Source organism: Ensifer sp. ENS02 (assembly GCF_014851885.1).
Taxonomy (GTDB): Bacteria; Pseudomonadota; Alphaproteobacteria; order Rhizobiales; family Rhizobiaceae; genus Ensifer; species Ensifer adhaerens.
Genome location: NZ_JACVAO010000010.1, coordinates 122,830 through 145,142 on the forward strand (window position 1 = coordinate 122,830; position 22,313 = coordinate 145,142).

Annotated in this window: 22 protein-coding genes; 14 read left to right on the forward strand and 8 right to left on the reverse strand. The window is 62.5% G+C overall.

Annotation, left to right across the window (positions count from 1 at the left end):
* The first annotated feature begins 322 nt into the window (after nt 1–322).
* Together IB262_RS22080 and IB262_RS22085 are read left to right on the forward strand one after the other, a co-directional pair.
* On the forward strand, nt 323–622 hold the full coding sequence (locus tag IB262_RS22080) for an antibiotic biosynthesis monooxygenase family protein (RefSeq protein ID WP_060644317.1): 300 nt from the start codon (nt 323–325) through the stop codon (nt 620–622).
* A 276-nt stretch (nt 623–898) separates the two neighbouring features.
* Nucleotides 899–1,837 carry an MYG1 family protein gene (locus IB262_RS22085; protein ID WP_060644318.1) on the forward strand — a complete coding sequence of 313 codons (939 nt, stop codon included), beginning with the start codon at nt 899–901 and terminating at the stop codon, nt 1,835–1,837.
* Nucleotides 1,838–1,903: 66 nt separating this feature from the next.
* Here IB262_RS22085 and IB262_RS22090 read toward each other — a convergent pair whose 3' ends face one another.
* On the reverse strand, nt 1,904–2,899 hold the full coding sequence (locus IB262_RS22090; RefSeq protein WP_089043737.1) for a GlxA family transcriptional regulator: 996 nt from the start codon (nt 2,897–2,899) through the stop codon (nt 1,904–1,906).
* A 627-nt stretch (nt 2,900–3,526) separates the two neighbouring features.
* Between IB262_RS22090 and IB262_RS22095 the strand changes: the two genes are divergently transcribed.
* The gene (locus tag IB262_RS22095; protein ID WP_034799295.1) at nt 3,527–3,724 is read left to right on the forward strand and encodes a hypothetical protein; all 198 of its coding nucleotides are present in this window, start codon (nt 3,527–3,529) and stop codon (nt 3,722–3,724) included.
* Between the two features lie 184 nt (nt 3,725–3,908).
* On the opposite strand, the gene IB262_RS22100 is transcribed toward IB262_RS22095, so the two are convergent.
* Complete coding sequence (locus IB262_RS22100; protein WP_034799296.1) at nt 3,909–4,931, reverse strand: LacI family DNA-binding transcriptional regulator; 1,023 nt, start codon at nt 4,929–4,931, stop codon at nt 3,909–3,911.
* 285 nt (nt 4,932–5,216) lie between these two features.
* Here IB262_RS22100 and IB262_RS22105 point away from each other — a divergent pair, with 285 nt between their 5' ends.
* From IB262_RS22105 to IB262_RS22135, 7 genes are all read left to right on the forward strand, one after another.
* Complete coding sequence (locus tag IB262_RS22105; RefSeq protein WP_089043826.1) at nt 5,217–6,521, forward strand: ABC transporter substrate-binding protein; 1,305 nt, start codon at nt 5,217–5,219, stop codon at nt 6,519–6,521.
* A gap of 105 nt (nt 6,522–6,626) precedes the next feature.
* A complete protein-coding gene (locus IB262_RS22110) occupies nt 6,627–7,574 on the forward strand; it encodes a sugar ABC transporter permease (protein WP_112772105.1) in 948 nt (315 codons plus the stop codon).
* Entirely contained in the window at nt 7,571–8,512 is a 942-nt protein-coding gene (locus IB262_RS22115; RefSeq protein ID WP_043613810.1) for a carbohydrate ABC transporter permease, read from the forward strand. The genes IB262_RS22110 and IB262_RS22115 overlap by 4 nt, the downstream gene beginning before the upstream one ends.
* Complete coding sequence (locus IB262_RS22120) at nt 8,509–8,697, forward strand: hypothetical protein (protein ID WP_034799314.1); 189 nt, start codon at nt 8,509–8,511, stop codon at nt 8,695–8,697. The genes IB262_RS22115 and IB262_RS22120 overlap by 4 nt, the downstream gene beginning before the upstream one ends.
* Nucleotides 8,698–8,700: 3 nt before the next feature.
* Nucleotides 8,701–9,798: an ABC transporter ATP-binding protein gene (locus tag IB262_RS22125; protein ID WP_034799317.1), complete on the forward strand. Its 1,098-nt coding sequence runs from the start codon at nt 8,701–8,703 to the stop codon at nt 9,796–9,798.
* Nucleotides 9,791–10,786 (forward strand): ABC transporter ATP-binding protein, encoded by a 996-nt coding sequence (locus IB262_RS22130; RefSeq protein ID WP_034799319.1) that lies wholly within the window; start codon nt 9,791–9,793, stop codon nt 10,784–10,786. Before IB262_RS22125 ends, IB262_RS22130 begins: the two co-directional genes overlap by 8 nt.
* A gap of 9 nt (nt 10,787–10,795) precedes the next feature.
* Nucleotides 10,796–12,466, forward strand: a complete 1,671-nt coding sequence (locus IB262_RS22135) for a dihydroxyacetone kinase subunit DhaK (RefSeq protein WP_192493780.1) — start codon at nt 10,796–10,798, stop codon at nt 12,464–12,466.
* 86 nt (nt 12,467–12,552) lie between these two features.
* On the opposite strand, the gene IB262_RS22140 is transcribed toward IB262_RS22135, so the two are convergent.
* On the reverse strand, nt 12,553–12,750 hold the full coding sequence (locus tag IB262_RS22140; RefSeq protein WP_034799336.1) for a heavy-metal-associated domain-containing protein: 198 nt from the start codon (nt 12,748–12,750) through the stop codon (nt 12,553–12,555).
* Between the two features lie 422 nt (nt 12,751–13,172).
* Here IB262_RS22140 and IB262_RS22145 point away from each other — a divergent pair, with 422 nt between their 5' ends.
* Complete coding sequence (locus IB262_RS22145) at nt 13,173–14,465, forward strand: NCS2 family permease (RefSeq protein ID WP_034799339.1); 1,293 nt, start codon at nt 13,173–13,175, stop codon at nt 14,463–14,465.
* 155 nt (nt 14,466–14,620) lie between these two features.
* On the opposite strand, the gene IB262_RS22150 is transcribed toward IB262_RS22145, so the two are convergent.
* Together IB262_RS22150 and IB262_RS22155 are read right to left on the reverse strand one after the other, a co-directional pair.
* The gene (locus IB262_RS22150) at nt 14,621–14,941 is read right to left on the reverse strand and encodes a 2Fe-2S iron-sulfur cluster-binding protein (protein WP_043613820.1); all 321 of its coding nucleotides are present in this window, start codon (nt 14,939–14,941) and stop codon (nt 14,621–14,623) included.
* Between the two features lie 42 nt (nt 14,942–14,983).
* The gene (locus IB262_RS22155) at nt 14,984–16,237 is read right to left on the reverse strand and encodes a cytochrome P450 (protein ID WP_090426505.1); all 1,254 of its coding nucleotides are present in this window, start codon (nt 16,235–16,237) and stop codon (nt 14,984–14,986) included.
* A 111-nt stretch (nt 16,238–16,348) separates the two neighbouring features.
* Here IB262_RS22155 and IB262_RS22160 point away from each other — a divergent pair, with 111 nt between their 5' ends.
* Nucleotides 16,349–17,197, forward strand: coding sequence for an AraC family transcriptional regulator (locus IB262_RS22160; protein WP_159416072.1), 849 nt, complete (start codon nt 16,349–16,351; stop codon nt 17,195–17,197).
* A gap of 84 nt (nt 17,198–17,281) precedes the next feature.
* On the opposite strand, the gene IB262_RS22165 is transcribed toward IB262_RS22160, so the two are convergent.
* The 3 genes from IB262_RS22165 to puuE form a co-directional block, all read right to left on the reverse strand.
* Complete coding sequence (locus tag IB262_RS22165; RefSeq protein WP_034799348.1) at nt 17,282–17,767, reverse strand: ureidoglycolate lyase; 486 nt, start codon at nt 17,765–17,767, stop codon at nt 17,282–17,284.
* A 71-nt stretch (nt 17,768–17,838) separates the two neighbouring features.
* Entirely contained in the window at nt 17,839–18,858 is a 1,020-nt protein-coding gene (gene alc / locus IB262_RS22170; protein WP_034799351.1) for an allantoicase, read from the reverse strand.
* A gap of 10 nt (nt 18,859–18,868) precedes the next feature.
* A complete protein-coding gene (gene puuE / locus IB262_RS22175; protein ID WP_192493781.1) occupies nt 18,869–20,284 on the reverse strand; it encodes an allantoinase PuuE in 1,416 nt (471 codons plus the stop codon).
* 172 nt (nt 20,285–20,456) lie between these two features.
* Here puuE and uraH point away from each other — a divergent pair, with 172 nt between their 5' ends.
* Nucleotides 20,457–20,828, forward strand: coding sequence for a hydroxyisourate hydrolase (gene uraH / locus IB262_RS22180; protein WP_034799357.1), 372 nt, complete (start codon nt 20,457–20,459; stop codon nt 20,826–20,828).
* A 3-nt stretch (nt 20,829–20,831) separates the two neighbouring features.
* Nucleotides 20,832–22,313, forward strand: coding sequence for a xanthine dehydrogenase small subunit (xdhA, locus tag IB262_RS22185; protein ID WP_192493782.1), 1,482 nt, complete (start codon nt 20,832–20,834; stop codon nt 22,311–22,313).

Below are 22,313 nucleotides of genomic sequence, written 5' to 3' on the forward strand. Positions count from 1 at the left end.
ATGATCGTGCTCCTTTCTCTGTCTTTTGTCACAACATGGGGCTTCCAACGATGGGAAGGTCAAGGGCGCAAAAGAGATTTCTGCACGCCATCTTCAGAGCGGCTGGGAGAGGTCTGCCACCGCAGCGATAATGGCCCGCGATGCACGATGAAGCCGCCTCGACCAAGTTCAGCCGCGAGGCCCGGCAGGTTTGTCAAAGCGCAGTTCGAATGGCTCCCGGTTTGCCGGCGATCGCAAGGCTGCGACCGTGCTTCGCCTGCCTCTTGCGAGTGAACTGCATCGGATCCATCCTGTAGAAGTTGCGTCCCATAGGGAGGTTAGGATGACGGCTTATAATTGTGTCCGTTTCCGCGTGAGACCCGGTCAAGAGGAACGGTTTGAGCAGCTGTTTCGCAGCGCTGGTCGCGACTTTGAAGGCTTGAGGAAGATGGCGCTCAGCAAGTCAGCGGATGGATCGTATTTCTCAATTGCCGAATGGGAAAGCCTTGAGGCGATCGCCGCGGCACGGCCCATGATGAAGGCGAACCTCGACACGTTCCGCGATACGCTCCTGGAACTCAGCCAGGATCTCGGGGTCACGGACCCGATTTCCGGCGAGGCGATCTTCGAAATGACGCGTTAGAGCAATATGCTGCGCAAGGCGTGACGGCAACAGCTCCGTCGGTTGGTTGACGGGGAGGTCGGCCTTGGCTGCTAAGGTCGCGGACCTGATGACAGTGATGTCGTCGGCTTGCGAACGCGTGGGGCAGCATCAGGACGGGCACGACATCTAGCGCCGGATTTTGGATAGCTTGAGGGCAGAACACTGCGACGAAGGCGCGATGACGGGTTGAGGTCACCGCGGGCAATGGCTATGTCGTGCCGCACACACGCGTCACCAACCATAAGGCCATTCGGAATGATCCCAGACTTTCTCGTTACCCATTCCGGTGGTTTCCACGCCGACGAGCTGCTTTCCAGCGTCATCCTTACGCGGCTTTTCCCTGAGGCTCGCCTCGTTCGCAGCCGGGCGTCGGAATGGCTGAAGCCCGGGGCGGACCGCATCATTTATGATGTTGGTGGCCAGTATGATGCCGGGGCCGGGCTGTTCGATCATCATCAGCGCGGGGCGCCGGTTAGAGAGGATGGCCAGCCCTACAGTTCGTTCGGCTTGATCTGGAAGCATTACGGTCGCGCCTATCTGGCAGCGTTCGGCGTTCCTGAGGCCCATGTGGAGGCGGTCCATGCGGCCTTCGATGCGCGCTTCGTGCTGCCGGTGGATCTGGTCGATAACGGCGCGCTCGACCCCTCCGTGGCCGGCCCCTTGGCGGGGCTGACGCTGTCGGCGCTGCTGGAAACCTTGAAGCCTGTCTTCGACGAATCCGGCCAGGAGGCCGAGGACCGCAGCTTCCATCAGGCCCTTTCGATCGCGCGCGCCTTCGTCGAGGCTGGCGTGTCGCAACGCGCCGCCAAGCTTCGGGCCGAGGCGCTCGTGCTGCAGCAGATCGCCCTTGCCGGTGAGAGCCGAGTGCTCGAACTGCCGCGGGGCATGCCGTTCCGCCCGGCGATCGTGAAAGCTGGCGCCGACCACCTGTTGTTCGTCGTTCATCCGCGCGAGAATGACTGGTGCCTGACGGGCATTCGCAAGGCCGATGAAGGGTTTGAGCTGCGCGCCGATCTGCCGGCTGCCTGGGCCGGCCTGACGAACGGCGAGCTGGAGGCGGCTTGCGGCGTGGCTGGCGCGCGGTTCTGCCACAACGGCCGCTTCATCGCGGCGGCAGCGACGCGGGAGGCAGCACTGGCCATGGCCGAGCTCGCCGTCAAGGAAGCAGTATCGGCGGGCAGCGGTCAGGCCTGAGGAAACTGATGAGCCGACGGCGGCGGCTATGGCCAGTGCGCTGTCGGCAGGATCGCCTGTGACGGGTCACGCCGAAAGCGTGGCCCTGAACTTGCTCGGCGATTGACCGTAGGTTTTTGCAAAAATCCGCGAGAAGTGGCCGGCGTTCTCGAACCCGACTTCGAGCGCGATGTCGATCAACGGCGCCTTCGTCTGCGTCAGCAGATGCTTGGCGCGTTCCAGCCGAAACTTCCGATAGACGAGCGCCGGCGACATTTTCGCCTTGTCCATGAACAGGCGTTCGAGCTGCCGTCGGGACAAGCCGACGGATGCGGCCAGCTCCGGGATCGACAGCGTGTTGTCCGTGTGCTGCTCCATGATGATGAGAGCGGCATTCAGGCGTGGGTCGTTGCTCTCGATCGCCAGCGGTTTTCTCGGCTGGACATGAAGATGCGAGCGGGCCTTGTCGATCTGCAGCACTTCGAGCGCATTTCGCTCGGCTTCCTTGCTGATATGCAGGCGCACGATATGGGCCGCCATGTCGGCGGCACTGCTGCCGCCAGCGCAGGATCCACGGGTGCGATCGAGATTGAAGAGACGGTCCGAACGAACCTTGAGATCGGGGAACCGCTCGCGGAACGCCTGATAATGAAGCCAGCTCACGCAGACGGTGTGCCCCGTCATCAGGCCCGCTTCGGCAAGGACGAATGTCCCAGTACAGAGACCGATCAGAGGCACCTTGCGCGCCGCCGCCTTCTGGAGGAAGCGGACGGTGTCGTCGTCGATCGGCTGTTTGCTGTTGAGCAGGCCGCCGACCACGACGATGTAGTTGAACCCCGCTGGATCAACGAGGTCGGATGTCGGCGCCACCTGCACGCCGCAACTGGAGGCGATGAGATGCCGCGTGTTGCCCAGCACCTGCCAGTCGGCACGGATGCGGCCGGACTTGTCGAGCTCGTCGCTCGCAAGTCGCAGCGTGTCGATGAAGAGCGCGAATGCCGAAAGGGTGAAGGACCGCGCCAGAACGAAGCCGATCTTGAGACGTTCGGGCTGTGTCTCGTTGGATTTGATGGTCGTCGTCATGTGCCCTTCATGCTCGTGCCGCCAAGACCTCCCGTTGCCTATCGAGCATGCTCGGACATATCAGGAGAGGTAGCCGCTGGCGGCCGAGACTTGCCTTTCGCTGTCCATGGGGAGCCTGGGTTCCGTTCTTCCGGCACCCCATGGTGTGGCGCGGGAGGTCGACGCCCGGATGAAGGCGTCTTCGTCCGCATCATAACGAAGAGGACGGGCTCAAATTGCTCTCGTCACGACCTGCGCCGCTACGGTTACGAACATTGCGGCCAGTGTCAGCGCCGCACTGAACCGTGCGACCTTCATCCGCCGTTCGCGCGAGCCGCTCCAATCATACCCCATCACTTCCCTCCCTCCCGACCGGGCCAGAACGCGTTTGCTCGGTCTTCCGCCGAACTGCAGGTCTCGCCAAGTCACGGCTTTGAGTTACCCCTCATGCTGCCGCGATGCCGCCGATCGTGTCAAGTTTGCCTCGGCGCGAGCAATGTTCAGGTGCCCGTCATAGCTCTGCGAAAAGGCGGCTGCGCAAAGGAATTTGCTGTTCGAGGGCGCAAACCCCCTAGTTGTGCGGGGAGCCTCTTTCCGCCGTTGTGATAGTTTTCTCTTTGGTGTGATTTTTTAAAGGGAGGGCGAAGAATGCCCGGCACATTCTCTACCGCCGACATGGACGTGATCAAACAGCAGCACGAGGATTGGTGTCGCGCGAACGACACCGACCCGAACAGTCCCGCGGGAATAGAGAAAGCCATGCAGATGCTGGTGAATTATGGCGGCAGCGCCAGCCAGCAACCGTCCGCGCAGCCGCAGAAGGTGCGCGCCAAAGCGCGCGCCTGATCTCCGCATCCACCCACGTCATTTAGCGGTCCGCGCCTGTCCTCGATCGCCTTGAACGAAGGCGCCTGGTCATAGTCGGGTGCGTGGGGCGGGCCTCCTCACGCGCCTGCCGGCGGCGCCGTCGCGATCAGGCGTTGCCCCCATCTGCTTGGGGTGCGCACGTCAAAGATGCACTCTCCGAGGGTCAGAGGTTCTCCTTGAGGAGGACCTCTATTCTGATCTTGTCCTGTGCGGCGTGCGGTTCGCGAAAATCCGTTCGCGCGCGCATGATGCGGATGGCGCTGCGCACCGCGTGTCCCGGGTCCTGGGCGATGACGGCGTCAACGCTGGCGTCGCGCAGGCCGCGTTCGCTGAAGGGGGTGCGTTCGTGGACGACCACCGTGATCTTTTGCAGATCGGTGAAGGATGCTGCGCCCTCGAGCGGGATCCTGGCCTCGGAACTCAACACGTAGATCGCCGCAACCTCTTGATTGTTTTCAAGGACTCGCTGGAGGATCTGGGTGGCCCTGCGCTCGTCGCCGTGGGTTTCGACCGAGGGCAGACATTGCAGGTGAGGGAACTGTGAATTGACGATATCGTCGAAGCCGAAGCGTCGCTGGATGCTGTCGAGCGACTGCATCGTCTCGGCCACGATCAGGACCTTTCCCGCCCTCCGGCCGACAAACCGGCCGATGATCTTGGCCGCCGTCGCGCCGGCGGCGTAGTTGTCGACGCCCACGAAATCGGCGGTCGGGAGCTTTTCCTGTCCGGACAGAAACTGCACGAACTTGACGCCGCGTTCGATCAGGCGGCCGATCGCGTCGCGCACTTGCGGCGATTCCGGCGCCATCATCGCGATCCCGTCGAATTCGTTCTCGTCTATATCGGCGAGGTACTTGGCAACCTTATGCGGGTCGTCGATCGGGATCTGGACGAAATCGAGGTCGATGAGATCCCCCTTCATCGACACCCGCGCCTCTTCCACCCGATGGATGAGTTCCGCCAGATAGAGATCGCCGCTCGTCGGCAGCACGAACCGGAACCGGTAGCTCTTGTTGCGGGCAAGGCTGACGGCTGCCGGGTTTCGAATAAATCCAATGCGCTCAATGGCTTCGTTGACACTGCGAACGGCCCTCGGGCTGACATTCGGCCTGTCGTTCAGCACGCGGTCGACGGTTGCGAGGCTCAAGCCCGCTGCCTCAGCAAGATCTTTGGCTGTTGGCCGCATGCGGAACTCCCAGTGTGTATCGTCTCCAATCTACTCCACCAAAATCGCCGCGAAATCAAGAATTGATGTGCGCACCTCAAAAATCGCTTGCGCTGAGGTGCGCACCTCAGTTATGAATCCTTCAGCGAAGAACGCAGGCCCTGAATGCGGCCGCGCCCACCGCTAGTGCCAAGAGGATTTAGGTACGCCAACCGCCCGGTCAGGGCGCTTTCCTTCTGATGGAGGTCAGAAGGTACAAGGGGGAGGAACCCAATGATGAAACGGATTCTGTTGAGCTCCACAGTCATGGTCGGAGCGTATTTTGCCATTGCGGGTGCGTCCGGTACGCACGCTTCCGCAGCCGAACTGACCCTTTGCTGGGCCGCCTGGGATCCGGCCAATGCGCTCGTCGAGCTCAGCAAGGATTTCGAAGCCAAGAGCGGCAACACGATGAAGTTCGAATTCGTGCCGTGGCCGAACTTCGCCGACCGGATGCTGAACGAGCTGAATTCCGGCGGCAAGCTCTGCGATCTGATGATCGGCGACAGCCAGTGGATTGGCGGCGCCGCCGAGAATGGCCAGTACATCAAGCTCAATGATTTCTTCGACAAGGAAGGGATCAAGATGGACGACTTCATTCCCGCAACCGTCATCGGTTACGCGGAATGGCCGAAGAATTCGCCGAACTACTGGGCTCTGCCGGCGTTCGGTGACGTGGTCGGTTGGACCTATCGCAAGGACTGGTTCTCGCGTCCCGAACTCCAGGCGGAGTTCAAGCAGAAATACGGCCGGGATCTCGCCGTGCCGAAGACCTTCGCCGAACTCAAGGACATCGCCGAATTCTTCCAGAAGCGCCAGGTCGACGGCAAGACCGTCTATGGCGCTGCCATCTATACGGAGCGCGGCTCAGAAGGCATTACCATGGGCGTGATGGACGTGCTCTACAGCTACGGCTTCGAGTACGGAAATCCGAAGAAAGCCTATGAGCTCGACGGCTTCGTCAACTCGGCGGACGCGGTCAAGGGTCTGGAATTCTACAAGGCGCTCTACGATTGCTGCACACCGCCCGGCCATTCCGACGCCTACATGTCGGAGGATATCGACGCCTACAAGTCCGGCCAGGTCGCCCTGCAGATGAACTTTGCCTTCACCTGGCCCGGCATCCATGCCGACGCCAATGTCGGCGGCGACAAGTCCGGCTACTTCCCCAATCCTGCTGGTCCGACCGGTGTGCAGTTCGCCCAGCTCGGCGGCCAGGGCATCTCGGTCGTCGCAGCGTCCGACAAGCAGAAGGAAGCGCTGGATTACATCAAGTGGTTCGCGCAGCCTGAAATCCAGAAAAAGTGGTGGGCGCTCGGCGGATACTCCGCGCTGCGCTCGGTGGTCGAGGACCCGAGCTTCGCCACGAGCCAGCCCTATGCGCAGACGTTCCTCGATTCGATGGCAATCGTGAAGGACTTCTGGGCCGAGCCGTCCTACGCCTCGCTGCTGCAGGCCTCGCAGAAGCGCTTCCACGATTACGTCGTTGCCAACCAGGGCACGGCGAAGGATGCGCTCGACGGTCTCTCTGAGGACTGGAAGGACATCTTCGAAGACGAAGGCAAGTATTGACGCAAACACCCGCCGCCTCCCGGCGGAAGCGTCCATGCGGGGCCGGCCGGCCGATCTCTCGCGCCGGCCCCGCATGCCCATTCGTCAATGCCTTAGGGGAATACCATGCTCCATTCTTCGATCGATCGCGCTGCGCACGCGACGCCGCCCGTGTTTGCACGGCGCATCAGAGGGTTGTCGGACCGCGCGATCGCCTGGATCTTCGTCGCACCGTCCATTGTGCTTTTGCTTGCGATCAACATCTTTCCGCTGATCTGGACCGTCCGGCTGAGCTTCACCAATTTTCGCGTAAACCGCCCGAACGAACCTGTTCAGTTCGTCGGTCTGCGCAACTACCTGAACATCCTGACCGACAAGGATATCTGGCTGACGATGCAGGCGACGGCCCATTTCCTGATCTGGACGATCGTCCTGCAGGTGCTGATCGGCTTTGCTCTCGCCTATCTCATCAACAAGAAGTTCCGCGGCAATGACCTGTGGACGACCATCATCGTGCTCCCGATGATGCTGAGCCCGGCCGTCGTCGGAAACTTCTGGACCTTTCTCTACCAGCCGCAGATCGGCCTGTTCAATTACGCGATCGGGTTCCTGACCGGAGCAGACCCGTCCAGCTTCTCGATGATCGGCGACACGTCGCTGGCGCCCTGGGCGATCATCATCGTCGACACCTGGATGTGGACGCCATTCGTCATGCTCATCTGCCTTGCCGGGCTGCGCTCCATTCCGAGCAGCATCTATGAGGCGGCGGAGTGCGACCGGGCCAGCAGCTGGCGCCAGTTCTGGACCATCACCATCCCGATGGTGCTGCCGTTCCTGATGCTGGCCATCCTTTTCCGCGGCATCGAGAACTTCAAGATGTTCGACCTGGTCGTGCAGCTGACGGGCGGTGGCCCGGGCTCGATCACGGAGCTGACGTCGATCAATCTGAAGCGTGAAGCCTTCGAGAAATGGCGCACCGGATACGCGTCCGCCTATGCCGTCATCCTCTTCGTGACCGTCTTCGGCCTTGCGTCGATCTATGTCAAAGCACTCAACAAGGTGAAGCAGAGATGAGCAGCTTTTCTGTAACGGAGCCATCCGCACGGCAGAAGTGGTTCGCAGGCGCCCTGGTCGTGCTTTATGCGGTGATCACCATTCTCCCGTTGCTCTGGATCATCGGAACTGGTTTCAAATCGCCCTCTGACGCGATCGCCTATCCGCCGAAGACCTTCTTCGAGCCGACGCTCGAAGGCTATGTGAACCTCTTCACGACGCGCACCCGCGTTTCGGAAGAACAACTGAAGGAAATGGGCGAACCGAAGACCTGGTACGAGCGTCTCGTTCGCAAGGATGGGCTGATCATCGCCGGCCCGTCGCGGTTCCCGGAGCGCTTCTACAATTCCGTCATCATCGGGTTCGGCTCGACGGTCCTGTGCATCGTGCTCGGAACGGCCGCGGCCTATGCCTTCTCGCGCTTCAAGGTGCCGCTCAAGGACGACCTGCTGTTCTTCATCCTTTCCACGCGCATGATGCCGCCGATCGCGGTCGCCATTCCGATCTTCCTGATGTTCCGCTCGCTCGGGCTGAACGACACCCATGCCGGCATGATCCTGCTCTATACGGCAGTCAACCTGTCGCTCTCGGTCTGGCTGCTCAAGGGCTTCATCGACGAGATCCCGATCGAGTATGAAGAGGCAGCGCTGATCGACGGCTACACTCGCTTCCAGGCTTTCTACAAGGTCGTGCTGCCCCAGGCGGCGACCGGCATCGCGTCGACGGCTATCTTCTGCCTGATCTTCGCCTGGAACGAATACGCCTTCGCCGTGCTGCTCACGTCGGGCACCGCGCAGACCGCACCGCCCTTCATCCCGACGATCATCGGGGTCGGTGGGCAGGACTGGCCGGCGGTGGCGGCCGGTGCGACCCTCTTCCTCGTCCCCGTGATGGTGTTCACGATCCTGCTTCGCAAACACCTGCTGCGCGGCATCACCTTCGGAGCGGTAAGAAAATGACAGCTTTCCTCAACCAGTTGCTCCGCCTTCGCCGTGGCGCATGGGAAATGGTGGCATCGGTGCTCATCGCGCTCGGCGTGGTCATGCTCATGCAGCCAGTCTCGCTCACGCTCTACTCCTTCTCCTTCCTCGTGACGCTGCTTGGAACAGTCATGTTCATCATCGTCAGCCATTTTCCGGAGTGACCCATGGCACAGATCAGAATTGAGAATGTGCGCAAGGAGTTCGGAGCGTTCACGGCTGTCCAGTCTTCGAGCTTCACGGTGGAAGACGGCGAGTTCTTCATGCTGCTCGGCCCATCGGGATGCGGCAAGACGACGACGCTTCGGATGATGGCGGGACTGGAGCTGCCGACGAGCGGCCAGATCTATATCGGCGGCGAAGAGGTCGGCATGAAGCGGGCGAGGGAGCGCGATATCGCCTTCGTCTTCCAGATGTTCGCCCTCTATCCCCACATGAACGTACGCAAGAACATCTCCTATCCGCTCGTCAGCCAGGGGATGAAAAAGGCGGATGTCGCCGCGCGTGTCGCCGAGGTGGCAAGGATCCTCAGAATTGAAGGCATTCTCGACAAGCCGGTTGGCGGGCTCTCGGGCGGTGACCGCCAGCGTGTTGCGCTCGGCCGGGCGATTGTCCGCAACCCGAAGGCCTTCTTCATGGACGAGCCGCTCGGCGCGCTCGACGCGGAGTTCCGCGAACACATGGCGGGGGAACTGCGGGCGCTGCACGATCGCATGGGCGCGACCACCGTCTATGTGACCCATGACCAGCTGGAAGCGATGCAGATGGGCGACAAGATCGTCGTCATGAACCACGGCGTCATCGAGCAATTCGGCCGGCCGCAGCAGATCTACGACTGGCCGGCGACCAAGTTCGTCGCCAAGTTCATCGGCTCCCCGTCCATGAACTTTCTGGAGTTCGAGGGCATGATCGGTGTCGGCGGCGACAGCATCGATCTCGGTGGGAAAAAGGTGGCGGTGCCGGCGTCGCGTGAGGGCAGGGCCGGCACGCTGTCGCTCGGTGTGCGTCCCGAGCATGTCCGTTTCGTCGACGACTCCAGCTACAGAGGCCGCGTGATCGCCGTCGAGTATCTCGGCACGACACAGATCGTCACGATCGAAACGCCCAACGGCGAGATCAAGGCGCGCACGCCCTCCAGTCAGGCAGCCCGTACCGACGAGCTTCTCGGTCTCGATTTCAACGCGCGGACCTTGACGCTCTTCAATGCGGAGACGGGTCGTGCTCTTGTCTCCGAAGCCAACGAGGGAGTGCTGCGCCGTGGCTGAAGTCATCCTAAGAAACGTGACGAAGACATTCGGCACCCACACAGCGCTGGACGATGTCTCGATGACGATCCCGGACGGGTCGTTCGTGGTTCTCCTGGGCCCGACAGGCGCCGGAAAGACGACGACGTTGCGCATGGTCTCGGGGCTCGACACGCCTAATAGCGGCGAGATCTTTATCGGCGGGATGTCCGTGCAAGGACTGACGCCGGCGCAGCGCAACGTGGCGATGGTATTCCAGCAATATTCGCTCTACCCGCATCTGTCCGTCCGGCAGAACCTGGAATTTCCGCTGAAATCCCCGCTCTTGAAAACGCCGCAGAAGACGATCGACGAAAAGGTGAACGCCATCGCCGAGGTCTTGCAGATTTCGCACAAGCTCGACAACAAGGCGACCGCCTTGTCCGGTGGCGAAATGCAGCGCGTGTCGATCGGGCGTGCGCTTGTCAGAAACCCGCAGATATACCTGATGGACGAGCCCTTGAGTTCGCTCGACGCGAAGCTTCGAGCCGATCTGCGCGTCGAACTGAAGAACATTCAGGCAAAGTCCGGGGCGACGCTTCTTTACGTCACCCACGACCAGATAGAAGCGATGACCATGGCAACGCATATCGGTGTGCTCGAAGAGGGCAGGCTTGTTCAGTTCGGATCACCAAGAGAGGTCTACGAAGCGCCGGTCAGCGTTTACGCCGCGACCCGCCTCGGCCAGCCGCGCATCAACGTCCTGCCTGCCAAGCTTTTTGCGGGCGCGCCGGACAAGGCGCAGTCGATCGGCCTTCGCCCCGAAAATATCGTCCAGGGCGCCGGAGAAGATGCACTTGTGACCCGTGTCGAACATCTGGGCGACCAGACGCGCCTGCATCTCACGTTCAAGCAGCACAACCTCGTGACGGTCACGGACCCCCATACCGGGTTCCGCGGCGGCGAGACCATCAAGATCCAGCCAGACAAGCCGCTCTTCTTCGACGCGGCCGGAATGCGCATCGCTTAGGAGGCGAACATGAATCAGTTTATCAACCGCAAGGAAAATGCGGTTACGGAAGCGATCGACGGGGTTCTTGCCGCATCCGGCGGCGCGCTCAGCCGCCTCGACGGATATCCGCACATTCGCGTCGTCCTGCGCTCTGACTGGGACAAGGGCAAGGTCGCGCTCGTCTCCGGTGGCGGCTCGGGACACGAGCCCGCGCATATCGGCTTCGTCGGCAAGGGCATGCTGACGGCCGCCGTCTGCGGCGACGTCTTCGCATCGCCGAGCGTGGACGCGATCCTCGCTGGTATCCTGGCGGTGACGGGACCTGCCGGCTGCCTGCTGATCGTCAAGAACTACACCGGTGACCGGCTGAACTTCGGCCTCGCGGCCGAACGCGCCCGCGCCTACGGCCTCAATGTGAGCATGGTCATCGTCGATGACGACATCGCGCTGCCGGACCTTCCGCAGGCACGCGGTGTCGCCGGTACCCTGTTCGTCCACAAGATCGCCGGAGCGCTCGCAGAAAGCGGGGCGGACCTCGATACGATCGCCAATGCGGCGCGCAAGGTCATATCGGGCACGAGCACCATCGGCATGTCGCTCGATACCTGCACCGTTCCGGGCTCGCCGAAGGAACATCGCATCCCCGAGGGCCATGCGGAACTCGGCCTCGGCATCCATGGAGAAGCTGGCGTCGAGCAGATTGTGCATTCCGATGCGAGAAGCGCTGTTGCCGCCATGGTCGAGCGTCTGCAGGCGGCGATGGAGGACAAGCCGCACGTGGTGCTCGTCAACAATCTCGGCGGAACGTCTATCCTGGAAATGTCTATTCTCATGCACGAGCTCGCCCAGTCGGCGATCGCCGATCGGATCGTGCATCTGGTCGGACCTGCGCCGATGATGACGTCGCTGGACATGCGCGGCTTTTCCGTCTCCGTCTACCCAGCCGACAAGGTCGAGTTGGAGCTGTTGTCCCGGCCCGTGGCGCTTCCGGCCTGGCCAGGCGTGACCGCCGTCAGGCCGGTGAATGTACGCGCTCTGCCTGATGGCCTGACGCCGATTTCGCCTCTGCCTTCGCGGCACGATGCGACGCGGCAGTTCCTGCTTGCCTGCTGCAACCTGCTGATCGATGCGGAAAAGGACCTGAATGCACTCGATGCCAAGTCCGGAGACGGAGACACCGGCTCGACGCTCGCCGGCGCCGCACGGGCACTCATTCAGGCCCTCGATCGCCTGCCGCTATCCGACCACACGCAGCTCTTCCGCGCCATCGGGCAGGAGTTGAGCCAGACGATGGGCGGCTCTTCGGGCGTGCTTCTGGCGATCTTCTTTGCCGCCGCCGGGGATGGCGCCTCGAGCGGGCTTTCGATCCGCGAAGCGCTGAAAGCCGGGTTGGCGCGCATGCAGGAAATCGGCGGGGCGCAGATCGGCGACCGCACCATGGTCGACGCGCTTTCTCCGGCACTGGACGCGCTCGACGCGAGCATCGGCGCGGCCTCCAAGGCGGCGCGCGACGGCGCCAATCTGACCGCGACGCTGGTGCGGGCAAGGGCAGGGCGTGCCGCTTACATCAATGCCAAGCAACTCGAAGGGCACATCGATCCCGGCGCCGAAGCGGTCGCTCGCCTGTTCGAGCACCTGGCACGGCATCCGGATATGCTCGGGCGCCAGCCGGAGGGGGCTGCAGCCGTCGCCGGCTGACGGTGACCGAAACATTGCCCTGACAACAAAACGCCCCGGAAAGCCGGGGCGTTTCGTGACCGGAGGTGTCGGAGGGGAGCGTGCGCTCAGAGCGCGCGGCTCTCGTATCCGGCCGCCTTCAGGGCGTCTGCGATCGGCCCTGCCGCTGCGGCGGTCTCGACGCTGACTTCCCGATTGCCGAGATCGACCTTGATCGTTGCCTGCGGGTCGACGCTCAGGATCGCCTTCTGGACGACGCCGGCGCAGTGGCCACAGGTCATGTTGTCGATCTTGTAGTTCTGCATGCTTGTCTCCTTGGTTCGGTTGTGAGACAAACATGGCGTCTCCCACCGTTGGAAGGTCAATAGGCTTTCAAGATATTTGTTTGCGGCATTTCCAGTCGCGCGAACGGTGGAAAATACCCCCGCAAGTGTAGTCCAGCGGCCCCTCAAATTCTCCGAAAAATTTGAAAGTCTTTCATCATCGATCCCGGGAATGGACGGCTAGCGGTCTGCGTCCGGAAGTCGCACAATCCAAAGGCTGTGCAAGAGGCATTCGCGTCGTCCGAAAGAGGGCGGACGATCGCCAGCCGGCACGAAGCCTAAAGCGAAGCGATCGTTCCGGGAACATCCGGGCGTTCGAAATGCACTGGTCGGGAACTGGAGGAGACGGTTTCCCGCTCACTGTCGTTCGGCTGCGTCGTGGTGACGCCGCCAAGGGAGGAAAGATGTTTGAACGACTATTCAAGCTGAAAGAGCATCAGACGACGGCGCGCACCGAGGTGATCGCCGGTATCACGACATTCCTGACGATGTCCTACATCATCTTCGTCAACCCCGACATCCTGTCGAGCACGGGCATGGATAGGGATGCCGTCTTCGTCGCAACCTGTATTGCCGCGGCACTCGGCTCTGCGGTCATGGCGCTCGTCGCCAACTGGCCAATCGGCATGGCGCCGGGCATGGGCCTCAACGCCTTCTTCGCCTTCACCGTCGTTGCGGCGCTTGGCTTCACCTGGCAGCAGGCGCTGGGTGCTGTCTTCATCTCGGGCGTGATCTTCCTGATCCTGACCGTGACGGGCGTGCGAAGCTGGCTGATCGCCGGCATTCCGCATTCGCTTCGAAGCGCGATCGCCACCGGTATCGGCCTCTTCCTTGGCATCATCGCCCTGAAGAACGCCGGCATCGTCGTCGACAACCCGGCAACGCTCGTCGGTCTCGGCGACCTTAAGCAGACTGGCCCGCTGCTCGCGATCCTCGGCTTCTTCGTGATTGCCGTTCTGGACTCGCTAAAAGTTCGCGGCTCGATCCTGATCGGCATCCTGGTCGTCACCGTCCTGTCGATGATCCTCGGCGTCAGCGAGTTCAAGGGCATCGTCTCGGCACCGCCGAGCATCGCGCCGACCTTCTTGCAGCTCGACATCATGGGCGCCCTGCACGGCGGCCTGCTGCATGTCATCCTCGTCTTCGTGCTCGTCGAAGTCTTCGACGCTACCGGCACGCTGATCGGTGTCGCCAAGCGCGCCAAACTGGTGGAAGAAGGCAAGCCGAACCGTCTGGGCCGCGCGCTTCTCGCCGACAGCACGGCGATCGTCGCCGGCTCGCTGATCGGTACCAGCAGCACGACCGCCTATGTCGAAAGTGCCTCGGGCGTCCAGGCCGGCGGCCGTACGGGTCTGACCGCGCTCACCGTCTGCGTGCTCTTCCTGGCCGCGCTGTTCTTCTCGCCGCTGGCAGCTGCCGTTCCGTCCTATGCGACGGCCCCGGCTCTGCTCTACGTTGCCGGCCTGATGATGCGCGAACTGACGGAAGTCGAGTGGGACGACCTGACGGAAGCGGCTCCGGCAGCGCTTACAGCACTCGCCATGCCCTTCACCTACTCGATCGCCAACGGCCTCGCCTTCGGCTTCGTCAGCTATGTCGTCTTGAAGGTCTTCACCGGTAAGTGGAGCGTCATCCACCCGGCAACCCAGCTCGTGGCAGCGCTCTTCATCGTGCGTTTCGCGTTCTTCGCCGAATAACGAAAATCGGCCGGGGCATGCCGCCTCGGCCGATCAGGATTTCCCCGTAAGTGCTGGCCGGAGCAACGAAATGTTGCTTCGGTCTTTTTGCGTCGATCTGGCTTAAAGAGCGCAAATCCGAACGGAAAGCCGCTTCACACTTTTCCTGGATTTTCTCAGTATTGCCCGGCGGGCAGATGCACCACAAGGCCGTCGAGTTCGGCCGACACCGTGATCTGACAGCTCAGGCGGCTGCGCTCGTTCGGATTGACGACGCACTCGATCATGTCCTGTTCCTGGAACTCGGGCGCCGGCAGGCGGTCGCTCCATTCGCCGTCGATGTAACAGTGACAGGTGCCGCAGGCGCAGGAGCCGCCGCATTCGGCGGCAATGGCGTCGATGCCGTTCTGCACGGCGGCTGACATCAGCGATTGGCCGATCTCCGCCTGAATTTCTTTCGTCGTGCCGTCCGCGTCGATGAAGACGATCTTGGGCATGGGTATTCTCCGATTGCGTATGTTGGTGTCGAGGATATGGGATCAGGCCGGCCGGATGGCGATCTTCAGCCGCTTGGGTCCACGGACCGAAAGACCGCGCTTGTATTCCGGCTCCCGGTCGACGAGTTCGATGGTTGGGAAACGGCGAAGCAGGGTGCTGAAGATGATATCCATGTCGAGGCGCGCGAGGTGGTTGCCGAGACAGAAATGCACGCCGCCGCCAAAGGCGAGATGACGGTTGGGCGTCCGGCCGATGTCGAACGTGTCGGCATTCTCGAACTGCTTGGGGTCGCGGTTGGCGGCGCCATAGAGCAGGCCGAACTTGGTGCCGCGCTCGAAGCGACGGCCGAAGATCTCGATGTCCTCGACGCAATGGCGGTGGAAGAACGGAAGCGGCGACTCGTAGCGGAACATCTCCTGCACGCCGGTCTGGATCAGGCCGGGTTCGCTCCGCAGCCGCGCCATCTGCTCGGGGAAGCGCAAGAGTGCGTGCATGCCGCTGCCAAGCACATCGATCGTGGAACCGTGGCCGGCCATCAGGATCAGCATGCAGGTGGAGATGAATTCGTCGAAGTTCATGGCGCCGGAGCGCTCCGCCTCGATCAGCACCGAGATGAGGTCATCCTTCGGCGCCCGCTCACGTTCGGCCTTCAACGCTGTCAGGTATTCGTAGAACTCGGTCGTATTGCGCTCGGCGAGCTCCTTGCGCGCGTCGGATCGGTCGACGTCGAAGAACTGCACGATGTTTTCCGACCAGATCCGCAGCTGCGGACAGTCCTCGTCCGGCACGCCGAGCAGGCGGCCGATGATATGGCCGGGAACATGGGCGGCCAGATCATCGACAAAGTCGATCTCGCCGCGATCGGCGAGGCTATCGATCAGCCGGTCGACATAGGCCTGGATCTGGTCGCGGAGCTTCGCAATCATAGCAGGTGTGAATAGTTTGAAGACCTGCTTGCGCAAGCGGTCATGCACGGCACCATCGCTGTCGAGCAGGCTGAACTGCACGAAACGCTCGTGGTGTGGCATGTCGTGCCAATTGGCGGCGCGCTGCAGTTTTGAGAGCTCTTCCTTGGTCGCGAGGTCTTCGAGCGAGCGCACCATGCGCTTGTCCATGACGACCGCCGAGACGTCCTCGAAGCGCGAGGCAAGCCAGATGTCGAAATCCGCAAAGTAGTGCAGCCCCTCTTTTTCGCGCAGCGCGCGATAGGTCGGATAGGGATCGCGAGCAAAATCCGGGGACAGCGGCGCGAAGGTGAAATTCGCGGCATCGCCATTCGGCGCGGCTTCGGTCATGGGCAATTCTCCGTGCATAAAGCTGCATGATAACGTCACTGCCGTAGCTCTGTGAATGGCGCCCTGTCGCACGATGATGGACAAAACTCGCATCGGATGCCAGAAAATGGCATGCTGACCGAAAGCGAAGAGATCCATTTCCACACCCCGGCAAAATTCGCAGGTGCGTTTCCCTATCTGGCGCTGGTGGCCGGAAGCCGGACGGCGCGCCCTGACGAGGCGCCGATCCGCAAACGGTTTCACCAGCACGTCTTCGTCTACACAACAGGCGGACGCGGGTTGATCGAGGTGCACGGTCAACGTTTCCCTGCCGAAACCGGCAGTGTTGCCTGGCTCGATACCTCTCAGGCCTATGCGCATAGCTGCGCTGCCGACAGCGAAAGCTGGCGTTATCTCTGGATGGGGATCGAGGGACACGGGCTTGATGCGCTCTACCAGTTTCTCGGCGTGCAGCAGTCGCCATTGTTCGTGCCGAGAGACCCGCGGAGGGCACAGGCGGCGTTCGAAAGTGTGAGCGGATTTCTTGCCGAACGCTCGCCGGCGACGGACGCCCTGTCGAGCGCCGCGATCGCGGGGCTGATGGCGGACATGATCGCGCCACGGCTGATCGGAGCCGAACCGGCCGAGGACAGGTCCGGTGAAGACCGTTTGCTTCAGGTGCTGTCGGTGATGCGCGGCGATCTCGCCAGGCCCTGGACGATCGACGATCTTGCGGCGCTTGCGCGGCTGAGCCCGTCGCAACTCTTTCGTCGCTTTCGCGATATGGTGGGAACGACGCCGATGGACTGGCTGCGCCACGAGCGGATCAACCAGGCGAAACGCCTGCTGGTTGGACCCGATGCCAAGGTCTCGGCGGTGGCCGCCGTCTGCGGCTATCCGGATCCCTATCATTTCTCGCGCGATTTCCGCCGCGTGACCGGATACACGCCGACGAAATTCCGGCGGGATGGCGGCTATTGAGGTCGCAGTCTTCGTCCGATTTCGGCGGCCAGCGAGGCCCTGGCGCACCGATAACCCGACCGGACGACCGGGTCATGCATTGATTCACACGATGAGGAACGGCTCCTTGAAGAAATGTTCCTCCAGATTGACGCCTTCGCCGCCGCGATCGACCACCGCGAAATCCGAGACGTCATCGAGCGGCGTCAGGATGCCGTGCCAGACATTGCGGGCGATGTTGACGCCCTGGCCCGGGGTGGTCTTGAAGGCAATCGGTTCACTCGGGCCTTCGTCGGTTTCCCGGGAGACGACGATCAGAAACGGGTTGTCGCTCAAGGGGATGAAGGCCTGGCTGCCGAGCGGATGGCGCTCGACCATGGTGAGTTTCAGCGGCAGCGGATAGGGTACGCCGCGCACCAGGCTGATCATGGGCCGGGCCTTTTCGCCTGTTGTATCGATCTTGGCGAGGTCGTGGTAGCGGGTTGCATTGCCCCCGTTGATGGGGAAGTTGTTGGCATTCTCCGTTTCGATCACGTCGCCGAAAGGCGCAAAGGCCTCCCGGGTCAACGGCTGTATGACGATCTCCTTCATGTGACGCTCCTCCGTCCAATGTTGATGGGTTGCCTGGAAGTTTGATCGCTTCGCCTCCTCGGCGAAACGATCTAGATGCCGGCTTTCGCAATACGCCCGAAGACACGCAGCCGGCTGACGCCGCCGTCGGGGAAGATGTTGAAGCGCACGTGGGTTACCGGACCCGCGATCGCGAGTGCGCTTGCTTCATAGGTGTGGATGCTGTCGGCGGCGAGTTTCTGCGGCGGCAGGACCTCGCGCCAGAACATCGACGATGCCGTAACGGATGCGGCCACTTCGCAAGCGTTCGCTCCAAGGTCTGCCGCCTGCAGCGAACAGGCGTCCGGGTAGTTGCCCTTGAAGTGGGCGGTATCGACCACGATCCGGTCGATCTCGCCGCGCGCGGCGAGTTTCACCACGATCCAGTCGTTGCCGGGCTCGCGCCGCCGGCGGGTCTCCCAACCGTCGCCCATGTTGATGCCGCGTCCGGGCGCAAGCAGCCGCTGGTGGCCGTAGTGTCCGTTGGAATAGGCGATGATGCGCCCGCCGAGCAATGATGAGGCCAGATCGACCACCGCGTCGCCGATCGCTGCCCGGTCTAGCGCAGGCGCGCCGTAAACCCGAAGGCGGGCGACGCCGCCGTCGGGATAGATGCGCAAGCGCACATGGCTCCAGACAGAATCCGACCGCGCTTCGAAGTGATGCAGCGCGCTCGGGCCAAGCGGCCGAGGGCAGACCAGCTCCGTCCAGACCGTCCGATCGTCCGGGCCATCCGGTGCCAGGCAGGCGTCGATGGCGCAAGCGCTCGGGTAGTTGCCGGTGAAATGAGCGGTATCAACCTCGAAGCCCCGGATGAGGCCGTTCGTCGCGAGTGCCACGATGGCGTGGTCGTTGCCGGGGCCGCGGCGTCGCCGCGTCTCCCAGCCGTCCATCCACTTGCCGTTCTCGTCATAGACACCGGGATGATAGACCGGCGGCGCGTCCTGCAGCATGCGTTCGAGCGGCGCGAAGAACTCGTCGGTTGCAAAGACCGGCCGCGCGCCGAGACCGGCGGAGGCAAGGTTGATCGCGTTCAGCGCGAATTCGGGCGGGTTCACGCCGTCGATCGTCATCGCGAGACCCTCAGCTCGGCAGCATGTCCTTGAGGCGCAGATAGGCGATCCGCTCCACCTGCCGGCACGCGGTCTCGAACTCCGTATCGCGATCGTTGCCGATCCGGCTTTCGAAGGCGGCGAGGATCTCGTCCTTGCTGCGCCCCTTGACCGCCATGATGAACGGGAACTTGAACTTCTCGACATAGGCGGCGTTGAGCGTGGTGAAGCGTTCACGCTCGGCATCGGTCAGCGCATCGAGGCCGGCACCGGCCTGCTCGTTGGTCGAGCTTTCGGTCAGGCGCTTGGCCTGTGCCAGCTTGCCGGCGAGATCGGGGTGGGCGATCAGCACGGCAAGCCGCTCCTCGGCCGAAGCTTCGCGGAAGACTGCGGAAAGGGCGGCGGCAAGGCCGATCGCGGTGTCGTTGGCCGGCGAAAGTTCGCGCTGGAAGGCGCGCTTCGCGATCCACTTCGAATGTTCGAAGACGCCGCCGAGCCTGGCGACGAACGCCTCTTCGCCAAGCCGCGACGGACGATCGTCCCAGGCCTTGTACGGGTAGTTTTCGGCCCAATGGCGGGCGATATCGACGCGTTTTGCGAGCCACACCTTCTCGTGGCCCTGCACATAATCGAGGAAGCGGGCGAGTGCCGCGGCGCGGCCGGGCCGGCCGACGAGGCGGCAGTGCAGCCCGATGCTCAGCATCTTCGGCGCACCGGCCGTACCTTCGGCGTAGAGCACGTCGAAGCTGTCCTTGAGGTAGGTGAAGAACTGGTCGCCGCTGTTGAAACCCTGCGGCGTGGCAAAACGCATGTCGTTGCTGTCGAGCGTGTAGGGGATGACCAGCTGATGGCGCCCCGCATGCTCATGCCAATAGGGCAGGTCGTCGGCATAGGCGTCCGATACGTAGTCGAAGCCGCCGGCTTCGGTCACCAGGTCGAGCGTGTTGTCGGAACAGCGCCCCGTGTACCAGCCGCGCGGGCGCTCTCCGGTGACGATGGTGTGCAGCCGGATCGCTTCGGCGATCTCCTGGCGCTCGCGCTCCGGCGAAAAGTCCTTGTGTTCGATCCATTTCAGGCCGTGCGAGGCGATTTCCCAGCCGGCGTCCTGCATGGCGGCGACCTGTTCCGGCGAGCGCTTCAGCGCGGTTGCGACGCCATAGACGGTCGCCGGCACGCCGCGCTCGGTGAACATGCGATGCAGCCGCCAGAAGCCGGCGCGTGCGCCATATTCGTAGATCGATTCCATGTTCCAGTGGCGCTGGCCCTGCCAGGCCTGCGCACCGACGATTTCCGACAGGAATGCCTCGGACGCTGCGTCGCCATGCAGCACGCAGTTCTCGCCGCCTTCCTCGTAATTGATGACGAATTGCACGGCGATCCGCGCGCCGTCGGGCCATGTGATCTTGAAGTTCGGGCCGTGGCCGTGAAGATCGCGGGGGTATCTCATCTAAGCAGCTCCTCCAGACATTTTCGTCTCTGCATCCAATTTCTAGCGGCATTTGTTTCGAGCCATTCCCCCCAAAAAATTTGAAAGTCTCGAATGATCCGGTCGCTACCAAGCGGGTGGGAATGCCGGAATACTGCGAGGTGGAAAGCTGACTTCGGGAGGAGCGAAAACTATGCAATCTCAGGGTGGAAACGCCGGCCGCTTGACGACGCACGTGCTGGATACGGCCAGCGGCAAACCGGCCGAAGGGCTGCGCATCGAGCTCTACCGGGTCGATGGCGATCGCCAGACGCATATCAAGTCCGTCAAGACCAATGACGACGGCCGCTGTGACGAGCCGCTTTTGAGCGGCGAGCGCATGCAGACCGGCACCTACGAGCTGCAGTTCCATGCGGGCGATTACCTCGGCGGCGCAGCCAAGCGCGGTGACAACCCGTTCCTCGACGTGATCCCAATCCGCTTCGGCATCGATAACCAGGGCGCGCACTATCACGTGCCGCTGCTGCTTTCGCCCTATGGCTACTCCACCTATCGCGGGAGCTGAGCAATGACGATCCAAATCCGCAACACCATCCGCTTCATCCTGAACCACCGCCTCGTCGAACTTGCCGATGTTTCGCCGGTTCAGACTCTGCTCGATTTTCTGCGCATCGACCGCAATCTGAAGGGCACGAAAGAAGGCTGCGCCGAGGGCGACTGCGGTGCCTGCACCGTGCTTGTCGGCCGCCTGCTCGACGCCAAGCTCAAGTATGAATCCGTCAATGCCTGCATCCGTTTCGTCGGCTCGCTCGACGGCTGTCATATCGTGACGGTGGATAGTTTGGCGCAGCCGGCTGGCCCGTTGCATCCGGTGCAGCAGGCAATGGTCGACACGCATGCCTCGCAGTGCGGTTTCTGCACGCCGGGCTTCGTGATGTCGCTCTATGGCCTCTGGATGGAGAACTCGAAGCCGTCGATCGCCGAAATCGAAAAGGCGCTGCAGGGCAATCTTTGTCGCTGCACCGGCTATGCCGCGATCATTCGCGCCGCCGAGGCGATCTCGACGATCGGCGATATCGGCAAGGATCCGCTGGTGGCCGAACGCGACCGGATCGCAGGCGAACTGGCAGCACTTCAGGACGGCCGTCGCGTGGAAATCGGCTCCGAGACCGAGCGCTTCATCCTGCCGGGCTCGGTCGATGATTTCGCCGCCGTGCTCGAAGCCAACCCGAAGGCGACAATCGTTGCCGGTTCGACCGATGTCGGCCTCTGGGTCACCAAATTCATGCGCGACATCTCACCGGTCATTCACCTGACCCATCTTGAAGAACTGCGCCGCATCACGGTCGATGCCGACGGCGTGACGCTCGGCGCCGGCGTCAGCTACGCCGAAGCCTACCCCGTTATCGTCGCGCACTTCCCTGAACTGACCGAGCTTTGGGATCGCATCGGCGGCCAGCAGGTCCGCAACATGGGCACCGTGGGCGGCAACATTGCCAACGGCTCGCCGATCGGCGACACCCCGCCGGCGCTGATTGCGCTTGGCGCCGCGATCACGCTGCGCAAGGGCGATCGCCGCCGCACGGTCGTCCTCGAGGACTTCTTCATCGCCTACGGCAAGCAGGACCGCGAGCCGGGCGAGTTCGTGGAAAGCGTGCGCATTCCTTTCGTTTCGGATAAGGCGCGCGTGGCCGTCTACAAGGTGACGAAGCGTCTGGATGAGGACATTACCGCCGTCTGCGGCGGCTTCAACATCGCCTTCGAGGCAGGTCGGGTCAGCGACGCCATCATCGCCTTCGGCGGCATGGCCGCTACGCCGAAGCGAGCCGCTCATGTGGAGGCGGTGCTAAAAGGCGCCGAGTGGAACGAGGAGACGATCGAGCGCGCTGTCGCTGCCTTCGATCAGGACTTCACGCCGCTCACCGACTGGCGCGCCTCGGCGGAGTACCGCCAACTGGTGGCGAAGAACCTGCTTCGCCGCTTCTATCTCGAAACGCAGTCGAGTGGCGGCCAGCTCCGTCTCGATCGCACCATTGCCGTCGCGGTTTAA

Bases quoted from the DNA above. Each gene is read 5' to 3' on its own strand.
- IB262_RS22080 (WP_060644317.1), top strand. From the start codon at position 323: ATGACGGCTTATAATTGTGTCCGTTTCCGCGTGAGACCCGGTCAAGAG.
- IB262_RS22085 (WP_060644318.1), top strand. From the start codon at position 899: ATGATCCCAGACTTTCTCGTTACCCATTCCGGTGGTTTCCACGCCGAC.
- IB262_RS22090 (WP_089043737.1), bottom strand. From the start codon at position 2,899: ATGACGACGACCATCAAATCCAACGAGACACAGCCCGAACGTCTCAAG.
- IB262_RS22095 (WP_034799295.1), top strand. From the start codon at position 3,527: ATGCCCGGCACATTCTCTACCGCCGACATGGACGTGATCAAACAGCAG.
- IB262_RS22100 (WP_034799296.1), bottom strand. From the start codon at position 4,931: ATGCGGCCAACAGCCAAAGATCTTGCTGAGGCAGCGGGCTTGAGCCTC.
- IB262_RS22105 (WP_089043826.1), top strand. From the start codon at position 5,217: ATGGTCGGAGCGTATTTTGCCATTGCGGGTGCGTCCGGTACGCACGCT.
- IB262_RS22110 (WP_112772105.1), top strand. From the start codon at position 6,627: ATGCTCCATTCTTCGATCGATCGCGCTGCGCACGCGACGCCGCCCGTG.
- IB262_RS22115 (WP_043613810.1), top strand. From the start codon at position 7,571: ATGAGCAGCTTTTCTGTAACGGAGCCATCCGCACGGCAGAAGTGGTTC.
- IB262_RS22120 (WP_034799314.1), top strand. From the start codon at position 8,509: ATGACAGCTTTCCTCAACCAGTTGCTCCGCCTTCGCCGTGGCGCATGG.
- IB262_RS22125 (WP_034799317.1), top strand. From the start codon at position 8,701: ATGGCACAGATCAGAATTGAGAATGTGCGCAAGGAGTTCGGAGCGTTC.
- IB262_RS22135 (WP_192493780.1), top strand. From the start codon at position 10,796: ATGAATCAGTTTATCAACCGCAAGGAAAATGCGGTTACGGAAGCGATC.
- IB262_RS22140 (WP_034799336.1), bottom strand. From the start codon at position 12,750: ATGCAGAACTACAAGATCGACAACATGACCTGTGGCCACTGCGCCGGC.
- IB262_RS22145 (WP_034799339.1), top strand. From the start codon at position 13,173: ATGTTTGAACGACTATTCAAGCTGAAAGAGCATCAGACGACGGCGCGC.
- IB262_RS22150 (WP_043613820.1), bottom strand. From the start codon at position 14,941: ATGCCCAAGATCGTCTTCATCGACGCGGACGGCACGACGAAAGAAATT.
- IB262_RS22155 (WP_090426505.1), bottom strand. From the start codon at position 16,237: ATGACCGAAGCCGCGCCGAATGGCGATGCCGCGAATTTCACCTTCGCG.
- IB262_RS22160 (WP_159416072.1), top strand. From the start codon at position 16,349: ATGCTGACCGAAAGCGAAGAGATCCATTTCCACACCCCGGCAAAATTC.
- IB262_RS22165 (WP_034799348.1), bottom strand. From the start codon at position 17,767: ATGAAGGAGATCGTCATACAGCCGTTGACCCGGGAGGCCTTTGCGCCT.
- alc (WP_034799351.1), bottom strand. From the start codon at position 18,858: ATGACGATCGACGGCGTGAACCCGCCCGAATTCGCGCTGAACGCGATC.
- puuE (WP_192493781.1), bottom strand. From the start codon at position 20,284: ATGAGATACCCCCGCGATCTTCACGGCCACGGCCCGAACTTCAAGATC.
- uraH (WP_034799357.1), top strand. From the start codon at position 20,457: ATGCAATCTCAGGGTGGAAACGCCGGCCGCTTGACGACGCACGTGCTG.
- xdhA (WP_192493782.1), top strand. From the start codon at position 20,832: ATGACGATCCAAATCCGCAACACCATCCGCTTCATCCTGAACCACCGC.